Here is an 18,384-nt window from a genome sequence, read left to right on the forward strand (position 1 = left end):
AATATAAGATGGTATTTCTTATTCCGCACTTATTCTATTTTTCGTAGCAATGTAAGAAAGTCTTGAATTCAGATAACTGCCTATTCTCTCTGAATTTAGCTGGTGTGGTATTAAAATACTTTTTAAATATCCGGGTAAATGTAGCCTGAGAACTAAAACCATATTGCAGCGCAATATCAAGAATTGGCAAATTATCTTCACGCAAAGACTTAGCTGCTTCATGGAGGCGACGTTGACGCACATATTGCCCCAGTGTACAGCCTTTTAACTCTTTAAAGATTCGCTGTAAATGCCATTTTGAATAGCCACTTTTATAGGCAATAGCATCTATTTTGATACTCTCAGTTCTTTGAAGCTGGCTTTCTAACCATCTGACAATATCGTTGATAACACTTTCTGACATACGTTACCTCCCATATGGATGGGTCTTTTACTGATAAATATCGATAAATAGTAACTTCCGTTATTGTGTGAGTCATTTTAAGAATTTCTTTTTTATCGTATACGCAAAATGTGCGGTTTAAGATTAATAATTATCAGACATTATTTGTTTTTTCTCTTATTAAATAATTGATCGCACCAGATGTTCATCAATTTTCAGCGCCAATGATATTATTTCAGAATTATTGACTATTTATAGGGTTTTAATACGCTATCACTTGAATTATTTGACTAAAAAATGTTTTTTTATTTTATATGCTTTGGTGGTTGCCGGGGTTACTGGTTTACTATTTTTGGATGTGAATTACTTACATAATGGTATCTTAGAGGATTCACTAACATAGTGGTTCATTCCAAAACAATAAATTCAGTGCTGTAAATTGAAATTTGATTTCAATTTACAGCCAACAAAGTGAGATTTTTACTGTCGAAGATAGATCTGCGGCTGGTGAGTTTCAGGGTGCTGTGTAACGCCTAAGTCTGCTTGGTACCATTGTTTGAGAATATCATCACGCAATACATCCTGTGGCGCACCAGAAGCCACTAATTTCCCCTTATGTAACAAAATAATTTTATCAGCATAAAGTGCGGCTAGATTTAAATCATGCAGTACACAGCAAACGGTGAGGGGGGACTGGCGTGTCAGGCGGTGAACCAATCGTAATGTATGTTGTTGATGATAAAGATCCAATGCGGAGGTCGGTTCATCCAAAAATAGACAGGATTCAGTGGGTTCTGGATGCCAAAGCTGAGCCAAAACTCTTGCCAACTGCACTCGTTGTTGTTCCCCACCTGATAGTTGCTGATAATTTCTGTATCGTAATTCTTCACATTCAGTCAAAGTAATAACGTTATCAATGGCGATTTTCTTGTGGGCATTTTCATGAGGTACACGACCCATTGCAATGACCTCTTCCACACTAAAAGGGAACGAGAGAGAACTATATTGCCGCATTACTGCACGAACGCGGGCAAGTTGTTGCGTCGGCCAGCGAGAAATTGGAACGCCTTTCAACAAGCATTCTCCTGAATAGGGAGGAATATAGCCTGTTAATAACCGTAACAGGGTTGATTTTCCTGCTCCGTTTGGGCCAATAATCGCAATAACTTCCCCCTTGTGCATGGAAAGTGAGACATCCTTGATTATCTGCCGCTGTCCGATGAAATAGTTTAGATTTCTAGCTTCAAGTAAATTATCTGACATGATAGGTTTCATTATAAACGGCCTCCTGATGGCTTAAGAATTAGCCATAAAAAATAGGGAGCACCGATCAGGCCAGTGATAAGCCCTACAGGTATTTCGGCGGGAGAAACCAATGTTCTGGCCAATGTGTCGGCTGTTAATAAAAGACATGCACCACCTAGAGAGGATGTCGGTAGTAACCAAGTATGGTCGCCACCAAACCGTAGTCTGGCAAGATGTGGGATAACCAAACCGATAAAACCGATAACGCCTGTCAAAGCAACAGCGCATCCGATCAATAAAGTACTTAGCAGCAATAATTGATATTTAGTGCGTTGGACATTGAGTCCTAAGTAGTGGGCTTCTTCATCCCCCAATTGCAGCAAATTGAGTTTCCGCGACTGACTAAATGCCAGTATACAAGTAGGGATAATCAGTGATGCGGCGATAATGAGGGTTGGCCATTCAATTTGACTCAGTGAACCCATCATCCACAAGTTAAATTGACGCAATTGCTGATCGTTACTGACATAACTCAATATACCAATAAATGACATACATAGCACATTGATGGCGATACCTGCCAACAGTAGTTTTGACAGGTTACCGTGGCTATATTTATTAAGAGAAAATATCAGGAATGAAACCAATAGGCTGCCGATAAAGGCTGCAATAATATGACCGTATAACGTGATGCTGGCAGGCAGGGTGAAAGGCAGAATACTGGCAGGCACAACAATAACCATTGCTACCATCAGTGCTGCCCCACTGCTGATCCCCAATAATCCGGGGTCAGCGAGAGGGTTACGGAATAATCCCTGCATCACGGCACCCGATACAGCCAGCGCGCCTCCAACGAGGATCGCCAATAGAATACGCGGTAACCGAATATTTAACCAAATCTGCCACTGTGGGTCATCCAGCGAGGATTCCCACAGGGTTTTAAAGGAAAGTGGCAATGCCCCCATATTGGCTGAGCTGATAGCTAAAAAGAACAGCAATAAACCAAGTATCATTAAGCCGAGGCTGGGGGATTGGGAGCGACTCATTGAACTTTCTCCGCTGCCTCACGGATTTTTTTCATGACGGCTGGCGTTTGAATACCAAATCCTAGCAGACCCATTTCATCAACAACAACAACCTGCTTTTGCTTACCGGCTGGTGTGAAACTTAATCCGGGAAGCTGCCAGACTTTATCCATACTACCCAACGTCTTCATCCCTTCTGTACTGATCAGCAGTAAGTTCGGCTTACTGGCGATCACACCCTCTTGAGATAACGGGCGATATCCTTGAATATTCTGCATCGCATTCGTGGCACCAATAGCACGGATAATTTGATCGGCTGCGGTTTGCTGACCTGCTGCCATAGGCATGATACCGCCGTGGCTCATGACAAAAATTACTTTGGTGGAAATTTTTGACGTGGAGATATCTGCCAGTTGTTGGTGAAATTGTGCAACCAACTCTTCACCACGTTTTTCCTGATTGACCGCCTTAGCGACGGTCATGATTTTTTCAGGAACGGCTTCTAACGAGGCTGTGCTGGTCACTTTAATGACTTTTACACCAGAGTCTTCGACTTGCTTGAGTACGAGAGAAGGCTGAGCCAATTCACTTGCGATCACCAATGTTGGGTGCATGGATAAAATCCCTTCTGCATTGAGCATTCTCATATACCCTACATCAGGCAAAGAGAGTAATGCCTTGGGATTTTGGCTGGTACTGTCCCTTGCGACAACGTTCTGCCCTTCACCAAGTGCAAAAATAATTTCAGACACATCACCACCAATAGTTACAATACGTTCAGCAGAGAACGCATTGAAAGAGATGGCAAGCATAAATGTTAGAAGCCACTTTTTCATGCTACACAAGTTTCCTGTTCTGGTTGCAGTTTAGGCAGAGCGGCAACTTGTTCGCGCCATTTCGCCTGTTCAGGAGTACCTTCGGTACGTTGGCCGTATAATTGTGCAATTTGGTTGCCATTGGCATCAAATAATTCAAGGCTGGTAACAAAACCATCAGTTATTGGTTTGTGGGTGATCCAGCTTTCTGCGATAGCACTTTCAATCAAGTGCAGAGTGAAATTGTGGTTGAAAATGTTGAGCCATTTTTGAGCGGAGTTCTCTTCTTGATAAGGCACCAAACGCTCCAATTTACCCGTGAAAATCTGAACACAACCTCGGTTTCCGACAAAAACCATGATCTCATTCTGATCTTTGTAAGCAGTTTCAACAAGTTGAGTCAGTGCTGAGTTGTCTACACGGTATGCCAAATCATCTTTCACTGCGTTGAAAATTTGCTGACGGTTCAGATTATGACGTTTCATCATAATGAAGAATTGATGAACGTCAGTCATAGCACGCCATTCTTCATCTAATTGCATTTGCAATTGTTCAGTGACTTCTGCATGTTCAGGCACTTCTTCCGGCTGAATTGTCAGTGCTGGGTTTTCAGTGGTGTGATATTTTTCAATCAGGGCTTCCCATGCTGTCATATCAGTATTGCTGGTGGTATAGACTTTATGCAACGCATCGCCTTGACGATCAAAGAATTGGATGCTGTGACGCACACCATTTTTGGCTGGCTCAATCAAAGAGAAAATACTAGTCCAGTGCTCGAAGAATAGGCGCAGGTCAAGCTCACGGGGGTTGAGGATCAAACCAACATGTGGGCTGAATTTGGTATTTTCATAGCAGCCAATATGTTCGTGAACGGCAAAATCATTACGGGTAATTGCCTTGGTTTCGCCAACAGATACCAGTTCTTGAAGAAGAGTAGGAGCATCAACACTCAAACGTTTTGCGTCAATACCTACTCGGCTATGCAATAGCTCTCCTTCGCTGACATTGAGGTAAGCGGCCAGGTCACGTGCATACTTAGCTTTTTTTTCTGCTTTGGCTTGTTGATAACGCTCATAAAGTGACTGATTCACAGTTGCTAGCTCCTTAAAAAACTTCGTTTAAAAATTAATTTAATTGTAAAATTAATAATATGGTCTGTTGCTATTTACCACTGGTAGCTGACAAACAGCTTGGCGTTACGGCCATTTTGTAGTGCACCCTGTGATGAATAATATTCTTTATCAAAAACGTTACCCAGAACGATAGAGGTACTTAATCCTTTTAATGTGCCATCGTTGTGATAACTGACATAAAAATCATTGACGCCATAACCTGAGTATTGAGTGGCTCTTTTCTTGCCATTCTTTTCGCGGAAATCAGTATGCTGAGTAAATTTACCAACCCATCCAATGGAAAAACCTGTTCTGGCTAATGGAATATCTAATTTGCTTGTCAGGGTATCCGGGCTAAGCTCTTCTATCGATTCTCCGGTTTTTTCGTTCTTACCCGTTGTACGATTGTAAGCGAGATCCCAAGAGAACCAGTCAGAATCATATGTCATTGAAACATCCCAACCCCAGATTTTAGCTTCAGGGATATTGATTGATGTTGTATATCTCATACTAGGCATTATTACGATAGAAGAGATGTAATCCTTCGCTTTGGTATCGAAATAGCTTGCCTTAAATTTCAGACCATCATTATTGGTGAAGAGCTCATCAAAACGCAGCCCGAAGCCATATTCCAGCGTCTCATTGCTTTCAGGACGCAAATTGGGATTGGGTTTCCAATGATTAGTGATTGCAGGGCGTCCCTTCTCTGGATTTGGTGGGATATAAAAATGTTTCGAATCGTTATACATTTCACCAATGGTTGGTGCACGGAATGCCTGAGAATAGGAGGCAAACAGCATTGACCAATCAGTCGGGGTAATGCTGATGGCGCCTTTTGATGACCATTTATCGGCGTTGATATCGCTATGTTTTTTATTCGAGGCTTTGTAATTGTCATAGCGTGAGCCAATAATGAATGAAATTGGCAAATAGCGCAGGGTCATTTCATCTTGGATCCAACCAGATGCAAAACGAATATCGGCGTTAGGGAAACTTTCTGTATTACCGCTTGGTTTTTGCTTCTGTTTATAGGTTTCACCACCATAGGTGACTTGATGTGAGGCAAAAGTATTTGCTCCCAAATGGGAACGGTTTTCTAATTTTATGCCGTAAGTTTCTTGTTTTCGACCTTCAAAACCTTTTTCTTTGGTTTTGGCATTAATGTTGATATCTGAGTAATAGACATCTGCTCTGGCATTTAACCAGTTATATTGTGATGGGTTTAATTGATAAGTCAGTTGAGCATCACGTTGTGCTGTAGTGCGATCTGCCCGTTGATTACCATCATCTTCATTGGGTAACTGTGGATTTTTTGGCTCATGTGCCTCATTACGGTAATAGCGTAAATCACCGCTCAGTTTCTGACTGTCACTTATCTTCCATGTGCCTTTTGCCAGCATATTGCCAATGGTTTCATCGTTATAACCTTTCATACCATTGCCATAACGGATATTGCCGGCATCTCGGGTACCGAATGCAAATAAACCGTCAAATTGATCCGTTTTGCCGAATGCAGCTCCACCAAATCCCAGACTATGGTCACCTGACCCCGCACGGCTGAAAATGCGAAAACCAGTATTCTTACCTGCTTCTAATAAATCAGCGGCATCCACTGTTTGGTAAGCAATAACGCCTCCCAAAGCACCACTACCATATAATAGAGCGGATGGGCCACGAACGATTTCAATTTGTTTAATTAAGGCTGGGTCAAGGAATATGCCATTGAGATGCCCGGTATCCGTTCCTTGTCGAACACCGTCGACAAGGGTCAACACCCCTTTTTGAGAGTAGCCTCTCATCGAGATATCCTGCCCATTGGCACGTCCTGAACCTGCAATTTCAATTCCTGGTACGTTGCGCAGTAAATCATTTGCATTACCTGCAACTTTACTGCTGGCTGAATTACCTTCAATGACCGTCACCATCATCGGCGCCTCGAAACTGTCACGTTCATTACCAGTCGCGTAAACAGTTATCGTATCTTTGGATGGTTTATCTTTTTGGGAGCGCACTGTTTTGGAATCTACTATTGTTGCATTTGCAGAAGATAAACTCGCAAAGACCATTACACTTAATGCAGACAATTTTAGGCTTGGCGATTTAATTAGGGTCATGCAGGCCAATCTCCATGTTTTTATGAACAAAAATAGCTGAACACCTTACTGATATTCAGCAGGTGGATCTGCCAGAGTGTCTATGTGTCAGAATAAACTTGCTGGGTTTGGTTGAATGTAATGGGGAAAACTCAGGAAGAATCTGCTGTTGCAGGAGATTAGTGTAGCAACGTTGATAATACGCTAATTTTTCCATAATCAATCTTGAACAATAATTATTCTAATATTGAGAATAATTATCGTTTCTATAGTGATTAACTTCAAGCTATTTTTTTTATGACTGAGATTTAATTGTAATTATTTGATTTTAAATTATTTTTATTAACTGGCTCCAGCAGTAAAAAGACATAGGAGCCAGAATAAGGAAAGGATTTAGGAACGATTTTGAACGGCATCGGCAAGGATACTAATAAATTGTTCCGTATCTTGCCAGCTCAGACATGGGTCAGTAATGGATTGTCCGTAGGTTAACGGTTCTCCCTGAATCACTTTCTGTGTACCTTCGACCAAAAAGCTTTCAGCCATAACGCCAGCAATGGCTGTTGAGCCAGACTGAATTTGTGCGCCAATATCTCTTGCTATATCTAATTGACGCCGATGAACTTTTTGGCAATTACCGTGGCTGCAATCCACGATCAGACGTTCAGGTAAGTGAAATTCGCGCAATTTATGGCAGGTTGTTGCAATATCTTCAGCGCTGTAATTCGGCTGTTTTCCGCCACGCATAATAATATGCCCATAAGGATTCCCACTGGTTTGATAAATGGTCATCTGACCATTTTTGTCAGGGGACAGGAACATGTGTTTGGCACGTGCAGCACGTATGGCATCAATAGCAATAAGAATATTGCCATCAGTCCCATTTTTAAATCCAACCGGGCATGACAGAGCAGAAGCCATTTCTCGATGTATTTGGCTTTCCGTGGTTCTGGCACCAATAGCTCCCCAGCTAATTAAATCAGCAATGTATTGACCGGTGACCATGTCCAGAAATTCCGTGGCGGTAGGGATACCCAATTCGTTGATATCAATTAACACCTTACGGGCAAGTGACATCCCTCTATTGACCTGACAGGAGCCATCCAGCGTGGGATCTGAAATCAATCCTTTCCAGCCAACAACTGTTCTGGGTTTCTCAAAATAGGTTCGCATTACAATTTCCAGACTGTGCTGGTATTTTTCGCGCAGCGTACGCAAGCGGGAGGCATAATCAAGGGCGGCATCAACATCATGAATGGAGCAGGGCCCAATAATGACCAGCAAACGTTGGTCATTACCTGTCAGTATGGACTCAATACGTTTTCGTGACATTGTCACATTTCGCAAAGTCTCTTCTGATATAGGGTACTGCTCGGTAAGTGTTTGAGGTGTGATCAGGCTATCAATGCGGTGGGTTCTTAACTCATCTGTTTTGTACATATACTTTCTCGAATTCTACTTCACATTGAAACAGGGTCTGGAATGACTGGAATCACAATAACTCAACTTTCAGCAAATTCAATACACAATAATGATATTTTCACGAGAAAATTTCGTTAACTATTATGATATATTTCGGTCTTTTAAGATCAAAACATCCGGCGTTTTAACCCCATACTGTCAATAATTTTGGTAGAAATCTCTTCTACAGAGTAATTAGTGGTATTTAAATAATTAATCTTATTTTTACGGAATAATGCTTCAACTTCGGCAAGTTCAACTCGACACTGGCGTAATGAAGCATAACGGCTATTTTCGCGTCTTTCTTCCCTGATAGCCGCAAGTCTTTCCGGACTGATAGTCAGGCCGAATAATTTATGCTGGAAGTGTTTTAAACTGGCGGGGAGTTGTAGGTTATCCATATCATCTGCGGTGAAAGGATAGTTTGCTGCCTGAATACCGAATTGCATTGCAAGGTAGAGGCTGGTAGGTGTTTTGCCACAACGGGATACACCTAGAATAATGACTTGGGCTTGGTCGAGATTGCGTAATGAAATGCCATCATCATGAGCAAGGGCGTAATCAATGGCCGCAATGCGGGCATCATATTGATTCAGATTTTTTTTAGATAAACCATGGGTTCGGTGTAATTCAGGTTTTGGCTCTAAACCGATTTCTTGTTGTATTGGAGCAACTAGTGTTTGAACAATATCCTGACAGAAACCATCACTTTGGGTAATAATATTTTTAATTTCATTCGAAATAATGGAATAAAAAACCAGTGGTTTGAGTTGCGTTTGCTGATAAATCATATTTATTTGATCCCTAATTTCTTCAGCCCTCGTTTGAGTTGACACGAAAGGAAGGGTATAGGAGGTAATGGTAATTGGAAATTGGGATAACACTGCGTGACCCAATACTTCTGCTGTGATTGCTGTACCGTCGGAAATAAAAAATACACTACGTTCCAATTTTTCATTTTCCGATGTTGGGAAGGTGTGAGTTTCTATCATTGTTTTTTTCTTTTATGGTTTGGTTGGATTAACCAGGCTTTTCGGATCGCTGGCTGAATCGTTTGTATAAAGTAATCATCTGTACAATCCACTTTTCGATTATACTCGCAAAAAAATAATATTGTTGGGTGGATCGATTCACCTTTCTATAACTGGCAAGACAATGTGCTAGGCTATTTTCTGCTGTGAAAAATAGCCTTAATTTTTCCGATTTGTACTTACGAATATAAGAAAGGATTGTTTCCAATGTCCAATAATGGCCTCACTCCAAGTAATGTGCTCTGGTATAACCAATTAGGTATGAATGACGTTGACCGAGTCGGTGGTAAAAATGCTTCTCTTGGCGAGATGATTACCAATCTGGCCGAACTTGGTGTGTCTGTTCCGAATGGTTTTGCAACGACTGCACAAGCATTTAATGATTTTCTGGAACAAAGTGGTGTGAACCAGCATATTTATCAGTTGCTGGATGAAACCAATGTTGATGATGTTAATCAATTGGCCAAGGCTGGTGCACAAATTCGTCAGTGGGTAATTGATACACCATTTACGGCTCAACTCGAAAAAGATATTCGTGAAGCTTATCTGCAATTGTCTGAAGGCGAACCTAGTGCTTCATTTGCAGTACGTTCTTCCGCAACTGCTGAAGATATGCCCGACGCCTCTTTTGCTGGACAGCAGGAAACTTTCTTAAATGTGCAGGGTATTGATAGTGTGATGGTTGCTATCAAGCATGTCTTTGCGTCACTTTTCAATGATCGGGCTATCTCTTACCGAGTCCATCAGGGGTATGACCATCGCGGTGTTGCTCTGTCTGCGGGTGTGCAGCGCATGGTACGCTCTGATCTGGCATCATCTGGCGTGATGTTCACGATTGATACTGAATCAGGTTTTGAACAGGTTGTGTTCATTACATCGGCCTATGGTTTGGGTGAGATGGTTGTGCAAGGGGCAGTGAACCCTGACGAATTCTATGTCCATAAACCTACTTTGGCTAATAACCGTCCGGCGATAGTGCGTCGTAATCTTGGCTCTAAAAAAATACGAATGGTTTATGCTGATAGTAAAGAGCATGGAAAACAAGTATGTACGGAAGATGTATCAAGTCAACTGAGCAATCGTTTTTCTTTGAATGACAGTGAAGTGGAAGCGTTGGCAAGACAGGCCGTATTGATTGAAAAACATTATGGTCGCCCGATGGATATTGAATGGGCCAAAGATGGACACAATGGCAAACTTTATATTGTACAGGCTCGCCCTGAAACGGTTCGTTCAAATAAGCAGGTCATGGAACGCTACCAACTTAACGAACAGGGTAATGTGTTGGTGGAAGGCCGGGCAATTGGGCATCGTATCGGTGTTGGAACTGTTAAGGTTATTCATGACCTGGGTGAAATGGATCGTATTCAAGTAGGGGACGTATTGGTCACTGACATGACCGATCCGGATTGGGAACCTATCATGAAAAAAGCGGCGGCAATTGTCACTAACCGTGGTGGACGCACCTGCCATGCAGCTATTATTGCCCGTGAGCTTGGTATCCCTGCGGTTGTTGGTTGTGGAGATGCTACTGAACGCTTGAAAGAGGGGCAACAGGTTACTGTTTCCTGTTCGGAAGGTGATACCGGTTTCGTTTACCAAAATAAATTGGATTTTGTCGTCCAAAGCTCCCAAGTTGATGAACTACCAAAATTAGATGTAAAAATCATGATGAATGTGGGCAATCCTGATCGTGCATTTGATTTTGCGTGTTTACCAAATGAAGGTGTGGGGTTGGCTCGTTTGGAATTTATCATTAATCGAATGATTGGTGTACATCCCCGCGCTTTACTCGAATTCTCCCAACAGTCTCCAGCATTGCAGGAACAGATTAATTCACTGATGGTTGGTTATGATGATCCTGTTGAGTTTTATGTTGGACGATTGACTGAAGGCATCGCAACGTTAGCAGCAGCATTCTGGCCGAAGCGTGTGATTGTTCGCCTGTCAGATTTCAAATCCAATGAATATGCGAACTTAGTCGGTGGGGATATGTACGAACCACACGAAGAAAACCCAATGTTAGGTTTCCGTGGGGCTGGCCGCTATGTTTCTGATAGTTTCCGCCAGTGCTTCGCTCTGGAATGTGAAGCGGTCAAACGAGTACGTAATGTGATGGGATTAACCAACGTTGAAGTGATGGTGCCTTTTGTTCGCACTGTGGTTCAGGCTGAAGCTGTGGTGGCAGAGCTGGCATCGCAAGGCTTGAAGCGAGGTGAAAATGATCTGAAAGTCATCATGATGTGTGAGATTCCATCAAATGCGTTATTGGCAGATCAATTCCTTGAACATTTTGACGGATTTTCAATTGGCTCCAATGATATGACGCAGCTGGCTTTGGGATTGGATCGTGATTCTGGCGTAGTATCTGAGCTGTTTGATGAACGTAATGATGCTGTTAAGAAATTACTTTCGATGGCAATCCAATCAGCTAAACGTCAGGGGAAATATGTCGGTATTTGTGGACAAGGCCCTTCGGATCATGAAGATTTTGCTGAATGGTTAATGAAAGAAGGAATTGACAGCTTATCGCTTAATCCTGATACAGTAGTTAAAACGTGGATTTCTCTGGCTGGCAATAATTAGCACCAGGTAATTAAGAATTGAATTAAAAGCCTGTTAGAATACTAGTGGGCTTTTATATTCTATGTAACATAGTCTATTTTTAATATGATAATTAGCAATAAACAAAAAATGAAATAACAACTAAAAAAAAAGCCTATCATGGGCTGACAGGCAAAGACTACACACAGCAATATATGTATTCCTTCATTGGTCTCAGTCTATGGCGTATATAGACTGAGATAGCAATTAACTGGGAAACATTTGTTTCGATAGAAGGAATACTAATTTAATAAATGAGTTTATTCATTAAGAATCCTCTTAATAAATAGAACCTGAGAAAAGAAATCTTATAAATATAACTTTTTTGCAACAATTCCCTTGGAAGTATTTCTTTTTAGAAATGAAATTATATTTTCAATGAAGCCAAATTATATATTCACCAGTTTGATAATTGCGCGAAAAAATAATATTTCCGCGCAGTTATTTGATTATTTTACATGTTTTTCTTCAAAATATTTTTTTGTATCTTCCATCTTGCTTCCAGGTAAAGGAACTTCATTCATCCATGCCAACAGCAAGCGGTAGGAAACAGCCAGTACGACAGGACCGATAAATAATCCGATTAAGCCCAGTGAAAGTATGCCGCCGATTACGCCTGTAAGAATTAAAACCATGGGCAAATCAGCGCCAAGGCGGATAAGGAAAGGGCGAAGAACACCATCCATTGTAGTCAGAACTAGGCTCCAAACCACCAGAATGGTTCCCCATGTTGTTTCTCCTGTCCAATAAAGCCATGCGATGGATGGTATAAGGACAAGTAAAGGCCCAAGCTGAGCAACACAGCATACAAACATCAATACTGTTAATACCATTGCATAAGGAATGCCTGCGATTGCCAGCCCAATTCCACCTGCGATGGCCTGAACTAACGCGGTGACAACTACCCCAAGGGCTACTGCACGGATAGATTGCGCAGCCAGTATAACTACGGCATCACCACGTTTGTCTGCTAATCGAATGGCAAAATGGCGGATACTGAGCATGACCTGTTCACCTTTCCAATAAAGTAACACACTGAACATCACCATGAGTGCCAGATGGAAAAGGAAACGGCCTGCATTGGCAGCTTGAGCAAAAAACCATGTCGCTGCTTTACCGATATAAGGCTGGATTTTGCTAAGAAGCATGTTACTACCATCCGCAATCAGTTCTTGCCATTTGAGATATAAATCATTACCAACGACGGGCATCTGGTTGAGCCACTCCAATTGTGGTAGTTGAAGAGCAGATGGGGATTTTGCCCATTCTATTAGTGGTGCACTGTTTTCTACTAAGCTAGTAACAAGCAACGAAATGGGAATAACAAATAATAAGACTAATAGTAATGTCATGATGGAAACAGCGATCCAGCGCTTTCCCCACAATCGACGTTGCAATTTTTCCAATAACGGCCAGGTTGCAATAACGACCATGCCTGACCAAATAAATCCTAAAACAAAGGGACTTAAGACCCAAAAGCTGGTTGTAATGAGCAATAAAATGAAAAACAGTGCGAATAACAGCTTGGGTAAGTCTTGGTGTGATTGCGATTTTTCCATGAAATAATTTCTCGTAGCAATTGAAAATACTGTAGGCAGTAACAATAGTAATTAAATATAACGTTGTTTCATAGGTTGCTCAAAATAGGTAAATATTGTGATATGGTTAAAAGCCTGCTTGCTCAGGAAATTGTCTGAGTTACGCTATCCAAGATAGTATATAAATAAAGCAATGTGGATACTTATTTAGAAAAAGGGGCACTAGCCAATGATCCCACGTATATCACAAGCCCCCCATGTCAGTGAACTGGCACAGGAATATTTGACTGCACTGAAAGAAGCCGGCTTTACAGGAGACACAGCCAGTAGTTACGCCGATAGGCTGACGATGGCGACAGATAATAGTATTTATCAGCTATTGCCACAAGCGGTTGTGTTTCCGCGTTCCAGTGCCGATGTTGTACTGCTAACAAGGATAGCAGGTGAAGAGTGTTTTCAAACTCTAACATTTACTCCTCGTGGTGGTGGAACCGGTACGAATGGCCAATCCCTTAACAATGGAATTGTGGTGGATATGTCCCGCTACATGAACCGTATTTTGGAAATTAATCTAGAACAAGGATGGGTTAAAGTCGAAGCTGGTGTGATTAAAGATCAACTTAACCAATATCTTAAACCTTTCGGTTATTTTTTCTCTCCAGAACTCTCAACCAGTAACCGCGCCACATTGGGTGGAATGATAAATACAGATGCTTCCGGTCAGGGATCATTGTTATATGGTAAGACTTCAGATCATGTATTGGGTGTGCGTGCCGTTTTATTAGGAGGGGAAATGTTCGACACCCGACCTATGAGCACGGTATTGGCGGAATCGATTGCTCAGGAAGAGAACATCATTGGACATGTCTATAAAACCGTGTTGGAACGCTGCCGGGAACAACGGAAGTTAATTATTGAGAAATTTCCTAAACTTAATCGGTTTTTGACAGGGTACGACTTGCGTCATGTGTTCAGTGACGATATGCAGACGTTTAACCTCACGCGCATTTTAACGGGCTCTGAAGGTACATTAGCCTTTATTACAGAGGCTACTCTGGACATTACACCGCTGCCAAAAGTTAGGCGGTTAGTGAATGTCAAATATGACTCTTTTGATTCTGCTCTGCGCAATGCCCCTTTTATGGTCGAAGCCAAAGCACTTTCAGTTGAAACGGTGGATTCTAAGGTACTGAATCTAGCGCGTGAAGATATCATCTGGCATTCAGTGAAAGAATTGATTACTGATGTACCAAATAAAGATATGCAAGGGCTTAATATTGTTGAGTTTAGTGGCAATAATGAGCAGAAAATCGATCAGCAGCTTAATGATCTCTGCTTGCGCCTTGATGGATTGATGGCAAAAAATCAGGCGGGCATCATTGGTTATCAGATCTGCCATGATTTAGTAGATATCGAACGTATTTATGCCATGCGGAAAAAGTCGGTTGGTTTGCTTGGTAATAGCAAAGGTTCTGCCAAACCTATTCCATTTGTTGAAGATACTTGTGTTCCTCCCCAATACCTTGCTGATTATATCGCTGAATTTCGCCAGCTTTTGGATGGGCATAAACTTAATTACGGCATGTTCGGGCATGTAGATGCCGGTGTTTTGCATGTGCGCCCTGCATTGGATATGTGTGATCCTCAACAGGAAATTTTGATGAAGAAAATTTCCGATGAGATAGTGCATTTGACGGCTAAGTATGGCGGTTTGCTATGGGGTGAACATGGTAAGGGATTTCGGGCAGAATATAGCCCCGCTTTTTTTGGCAAAACCCTATATGACGAACTGCGCCGAATAAAAGCAGCTTTTGATCCACTTAATCGATTGAACCCAGGAAAAATTTGCCCACCGATTGGAATTGATGCGCCGATGATGAAAGTCGATGCGGCTAAACGTGGAACGTATGACCGTACAATTCCGGTTAATGTGAGAACCGCATTCCGTGGTGCAATGGAATGTAATGGCAATGGCTTGTGCTTCAATTTTGATGTCAAAAGCCCAATGTGTCCCTCCATGAAAATTAGTCAACATCGCATACATTCTCCTAAAGGCAGAGCTACCCTTGTCAGGGAATGGTTACGACTTTTGACGGAACAGGGAGTTGAGCCTAAGTTATTAGAACAAGGATTACAGCAGGCACGCCCCAGTTTGCGGGGATTGATTGAAAAAACCCGGCATAGTTGGCAGGCATGGAAAGGCGAATATGATTTCTCACATGAAGTGAAAGAGGCGATGTCAGGCTGCTTAGCTTGCAAAGCTTGTTCAACACAATGCCCGATCAAGATTGATGTGCCATCATTCCGCTCACGTTTTCTGGCTCTTTATTACAGCCGTTATCTGCGTCCGTTACGTGATCATATCGTTGCTAATGTTGAGCATAGTACACCGTTGATGGCAAAAGCGCCCCGGGTATTTAATTTTTTCTTGAAACAACCCTGGGTACAAAAAATCAGCCGGCATACCATCGGCATGGTTGATTTGCCGTTACTTTCCCATCCAACATTACAACAGCAGCTTTCAGGGCATTATGCAACAAGGATGACATTAGAACAGTTGGAAACACTATCTCCATTTCAGCGTGATCAGCATGTGTTAATTGTTCAAGATCCATTCACAAGTTATCACGATGCGAAGGTCGTCGCTGATTTTGTGCAATTAGCGGAAAAGTTAGGGTATAAACCCGTTTTGCTGCCATTTTCACCCAATGGGAAAGCTCAACATGTCAAAGGGTTCTTGAGTCGGTTTGCCAATACAGCGGGGAAAACGGCCGATTTTCTTAATCGAGTGGCCCGCCTGAATATTCCTATGGTAGGCGTCGATCCAGCTTTAGTGCTTTGTTATCGAGATGAATACAACGATATTCTTGGTGAACAAAGGGGAAATTTTCAAGTCCAATTAGTTCATGAGTGGTTAATCAGTATCCTGCCGGAGAGAGTGGCACAAGATAAACTTGATGGTTCAATATCCCGTCATGAGTGGCATTTATTGGGACACTGTACCGAAGTCACTGCTCTTCCTAATAGCGGTAAACAGTGGGGCGATATCTTCCGTCATTTTGGTCATCAATTGAATAATGTCAGTGTGGGATGTTGTGGCATGGCGGGGACATATGGCCATGAAAAGAAAAATCTGGAGAACTCGGTTGGTATCTATAGCCTTTCATGGGCGCCGGCGATGAAAAATAGGACTCTGGAGCATTGTCTGAGCACAGGGTATTCGTGTCGAAGTCAGGTGAAACGTATAGAAGGAAAGCAACTTAAACATCCATTGCAAGCCTTATTGGAGATAATGCCGTGATTTGGAAGCGTAATATAGACGTGAATATGCTTAATCAAATGAATAGTGAGTGTATAGTGGGGTATTTAGGGATCGAGATTACCCAGCTTGGTGATGATTTTATTGAAGGAGTAATGCCAGTCGATCAACGGACTAAACAGCCATTTGGTATACTGCATGGTGGAGCATCCGTGGTATTGGCTGAGACACTCGGCTCGTTTGCAGGGTATCTCTGTTCAGAAGGCGAACAAAAGGTGGTGGGTCTGGAAATTAATGCAAACCATCTTAAGTCCGTTCGTGAAGGCGTAGTGAAAGGGATTTGTAAACCTGTCCATCTTGGCCAGTCACATCAGGTTTGGCAGATTGATGTCTGTAATGAACAACAACAATTATGCTGTACATCTCGCCTGACGACGGCTGTTTTATCTTAGCGTTATCCTATCAAGTCTTCTTATTGTGTTTTCGTTCCCGTCAGCATTTTGGACTGACGGGAACGAAAATTCGTGTTTGGCGTTGAAGGTATTTGGAATTGAAGATAGTTAGAATTACTCTTTGAATGCCGTGAATGGGATAGAATAGTCTCGTAAAATAGTCTATTAATTAACCACCAGCACTTATGTATCATTTCAGGAAGCATGTATGAAGCGATTTTTAACTTTTATCGGCGTGTTCTTGATTGGGATATTATCGTTAAGTGGATTGGCTAATATTGCCCATTCTGTCGAATACCCATTGCCACCTGTTAGCAGTCGCCTTATTGGTGAAAGATCCATCTATATTGTACCTGATGATGGGCTTTCGTTGGAGTCCATTGCAGCTAAATACCAAATAGGTTTATTAGCAATGTTGGAGGCCAATCCTGGTGTCGATCCATATTTACCGAAGGCTGGTACTGAACTGGTTATTCCGTCACAGATGCTGCTGCCGGATACACCTCGTCAGGGTATCATTATCAATTTGGCTGAGCTAAGACTCTATTATTTTCCCACAGGGGCAAATCATGTCATTGTGTATCCTATTGGGATAGGTCAGCTTGGGCGCGATACACCAACAATGACAACGTCAGTCAGTCAGTTGATCAAAAATCCGACATGGACCCCAACCGCCAATATTCGCAAAGATTATGCTAGTCGGGGAATCATTTTGCCTGCCGTGATGCCTGCTGGCCCTGAAAATCCAATGGGAGACTTTGCCTTACGCTTGGCGGCTGGACGGGGCGAATACTTGATTCATGGTACCAATGCGAATTTTGGCATTGGAATGCGTGTCAGTTCGGGATGTATTCGCTTGCGGCCTGATGACATTGAGGCTTTGTTCCGCTCTGTTCCGCGAGGAACGCGAGTTCAAATCATCAATGAACCAGTGAAATATGCAGTCGAGCCAGACGGTAAACGTTATATCGAAGTTCATCAGCCACTTTCTAAAAAAGAGACAGATGATCCACAAAGCATGCCAATTCAGCGCTCTGAAGGTTTGATGAAATTCATTGATAATCGTCAGACGGATGAGGCTCTCATCGAACAAGCAATTATACACCGTTCAGGAATTCCAGAGCTGGTAAATAAAGATCAAGTTTCAAGCAAGCTAAAGGAACTAGACATTTCGAAGCCTGTTGAAAATCGAGAAGCAATCTATCCTGAAATTAAATTGGTTAAATTTTCTCCACTTCATCAACCGAAACCGGTTTATCAAACCGAAAACTAACTCCCTAATAATAGAGAAAAAGGCAGAATTTTGGTTTAAGTCAGGTGTAGTAGCGGATGTCTTAGAGATAAAATGGCGTACAAATGTACGCCAT

At 42.1% G+C, this 18,384-nt stretch carries 13 protein-coding genes; 4 read left to right on the forward strand and 9 right to left on the reverse strand.

The annotated features are described in order from the left end of the window. Positions 1-34: 34 nt before the first annotated feature. The 8 genes from Xhom_RS20185 to ppsR all read right to left on the reverse strand — a co-directional run bounded on the left by Xhom_RS20185 (position 35) and on the right by ppsR (position 9,083). Positions 35-403 carry a helix-turn-helix domain-containing protein gene (locus Xhom_RS20185; protein ID WP_069316052.1) on the reverse strand — a complete coding sequence of 123 codons (369 nt, stop codon included), beginning with the start codon at positions 401-403 and terminating at the stop codon, positions 35-37. A gap of 459 nt (positions 404-862) precedes the next feature. Further along, entirely contained in the window at positions 863-1,657 is a 795-nt protein-coding gene (locus Xhom_RS20190) for a heme ABC transporter ATP-binding protein (protein ID WP_069316051.1), read from the reverse strand. After that, a complete protein-coding gene (locus Xhom_RS20195; protein WP_069316050.1) occupies positions 1,657-2,673 on the reverse strand; it encodes a FecCD family ABC transporter permease in 1,017 nt (338 codons plus the stop codon). The genes Xhom_RS20190 and Xhom_RS20195 overlap by 1 nt, the downstream gene beginning before the upstream one ends. Further along, positions 2,670-3,488, reverse strand: a complete 819-nt coding sequence (locus tag Xhom_RS20200) for a heme/hemin ABC transporter substrate-binding protein (protein WP_069316049.1) — start codon at positions 3,486-3,488, stop codon at positions 2,670-2,672. Before Xhom_RS20200 ends, Xhom_RS20195 begins: the two co-directional genes overlap by 4 nt. Beyond that, a complete protein-coding gene (locus Xhom_RS20205; RefSeq protein WP_069316048.1) occupies positions 3,485-4,558 on the reverse strand; it encodes a hemin-degrading factor in 1,074 nt (357 codons plus the stop codon). The genes Xhom_RS20200 and Xhom_RS20205 overlap by 4 nt, the downstream gene beginning before the upstream one ends. Before the next feature lie 74 nt (positions 4,559-4,632). After that, positions 4,633-6,693: a TonB-dependent hemoglobin/transferrin/lactoferrin family receptor gene (locus tag Xhom_RS20210; protein ID WP_069316047.1), complete on the reverse strand. Its 2,061-nt coding sequence runs from the start codon at positions 6,691-6,693 to the stop codon at positions 4,633-4,635. A 372-nt stretch (positions 6,694-7,065) separates the two neighbouring features. After that, positions 7,066-8,112: a 3-deoxy-7-phosphoheptulonate synthase gene (locus tag Xhom_RS20215; RefSeq protein ID WP_069316046.1), complete on the reverse strand. Its 1,047-nt coding sequence runs from the start codon at positions 8,110-8,112 to the stop codon at positions 7,066-7,068. A 149-nt stretch (positions 8,113-8,261) separates the two neighbouring features. Continuing rightward, positions 8,262-9,083, reverse strand: coding sequence for a posphoenolpyruvate synthetase regulatory kinase/phosphorylase PpsR (gene ppsR / locus Xhom_RS20220; RefSeq protein ID WP_099139835.1), 822 nt, complete (start codon positions 9,081-9,083; stop codon positions 8,262-8,264). Positions 9,084-9,371: 288 nt separating this feature from the next. Here ppsR and ppsA point away from each other — a divergent pair, with 288 nt between their 5' ends. Then, positions 9,372-11,750, forward strand: coding sequence for a phosphoenolpyruvate synthase (gene ppsA / locus Xhom_RS20225; RefSeq protein ID WP_069316044.1), 2,379 nt, complete (start codon positions 9,372-9,374; stop codon positions 11,748-11,750). A gap of 467 nt (positions 11,751-12,217) precedes the next feature. On the opposite strand, the gene ydiK is transcribed toward ppsA, so the two are convergent. Continuing rightward, positions 12,218-13,327 carry an AI-2E family transporter YdiK gene (ydiK, locus tag Xhom_RS20230; RefSeq protein WP_069316043.1) on the reverse strand — a complete coding sequence of 370 codons (1,110 nt, stop codon included), beginning with the start codon at positions 13,325-13,327 and terminating at the stop codon, positions 12,218-12,220. 208 nt (positions 13,328-13,535) lie between these two features. On the opposite strand from ydiK, the gene ydiJ reads away from it, so the two are divergent. From ydiJ to Xhom_RS20245, 3 genes are all read left to right on the forward strand, one after another. Next, positions 13,536-16,607, forward strand: coding sequence for a D-2-hydroxyglutarate dehydrogenase YdiJ (gene ydiJ / locus Xhom_RS20235; protein ID WP_069316042.1), 3,072 nt, complete (start codon positions 13,536-13,538; stop codon positions 16,605-16,607). After that, positions 16,604-17,017 carry a hotdog fold thioesterase gene (locus Xhom_RS20240; protein ID WP_069316041.1) on the forward strand — a complete coding sequence of 138 codons (414 nt, stop codon included), beginning with the start codon at positions 16,604-16,606 and terminating at the stop codon, positions 17,015-17,017. Before ydiJ ends, Xhom_RS20240 begins: the two co-directional genes overlap by 4 nt. A gap of 208 nt (positions 17,018-17,225) precedes the next feature. Continuing rightward, positions 17,226-18,290 carry a L,D-transpeptidase family protein gene (locus Xhom_RS20245; RefSeq protein WP_069316040.1) on the forward strand — a complete coding sequence of 355 codons (1,065 nt, stop codon included), beginning with the start codon at positions 17,226-17,228 and terminating at the stop codon, positions 18,288-18,290. Positions 18,291-18,384: the final 94 nt, after the last annotated feature.

Origin of the sequence: Xenorhabdus hominickii (assembly GCF_002632725.1) — a bacterium.
GTDB classification, from domain to species: domain Bacteria; phylum Pseudomonadota; class Gammaproteobacteria; order Enterobacterales; family Enterobacteriaceae; genus Xenorhabdus; species Xenorhabdus hominickii.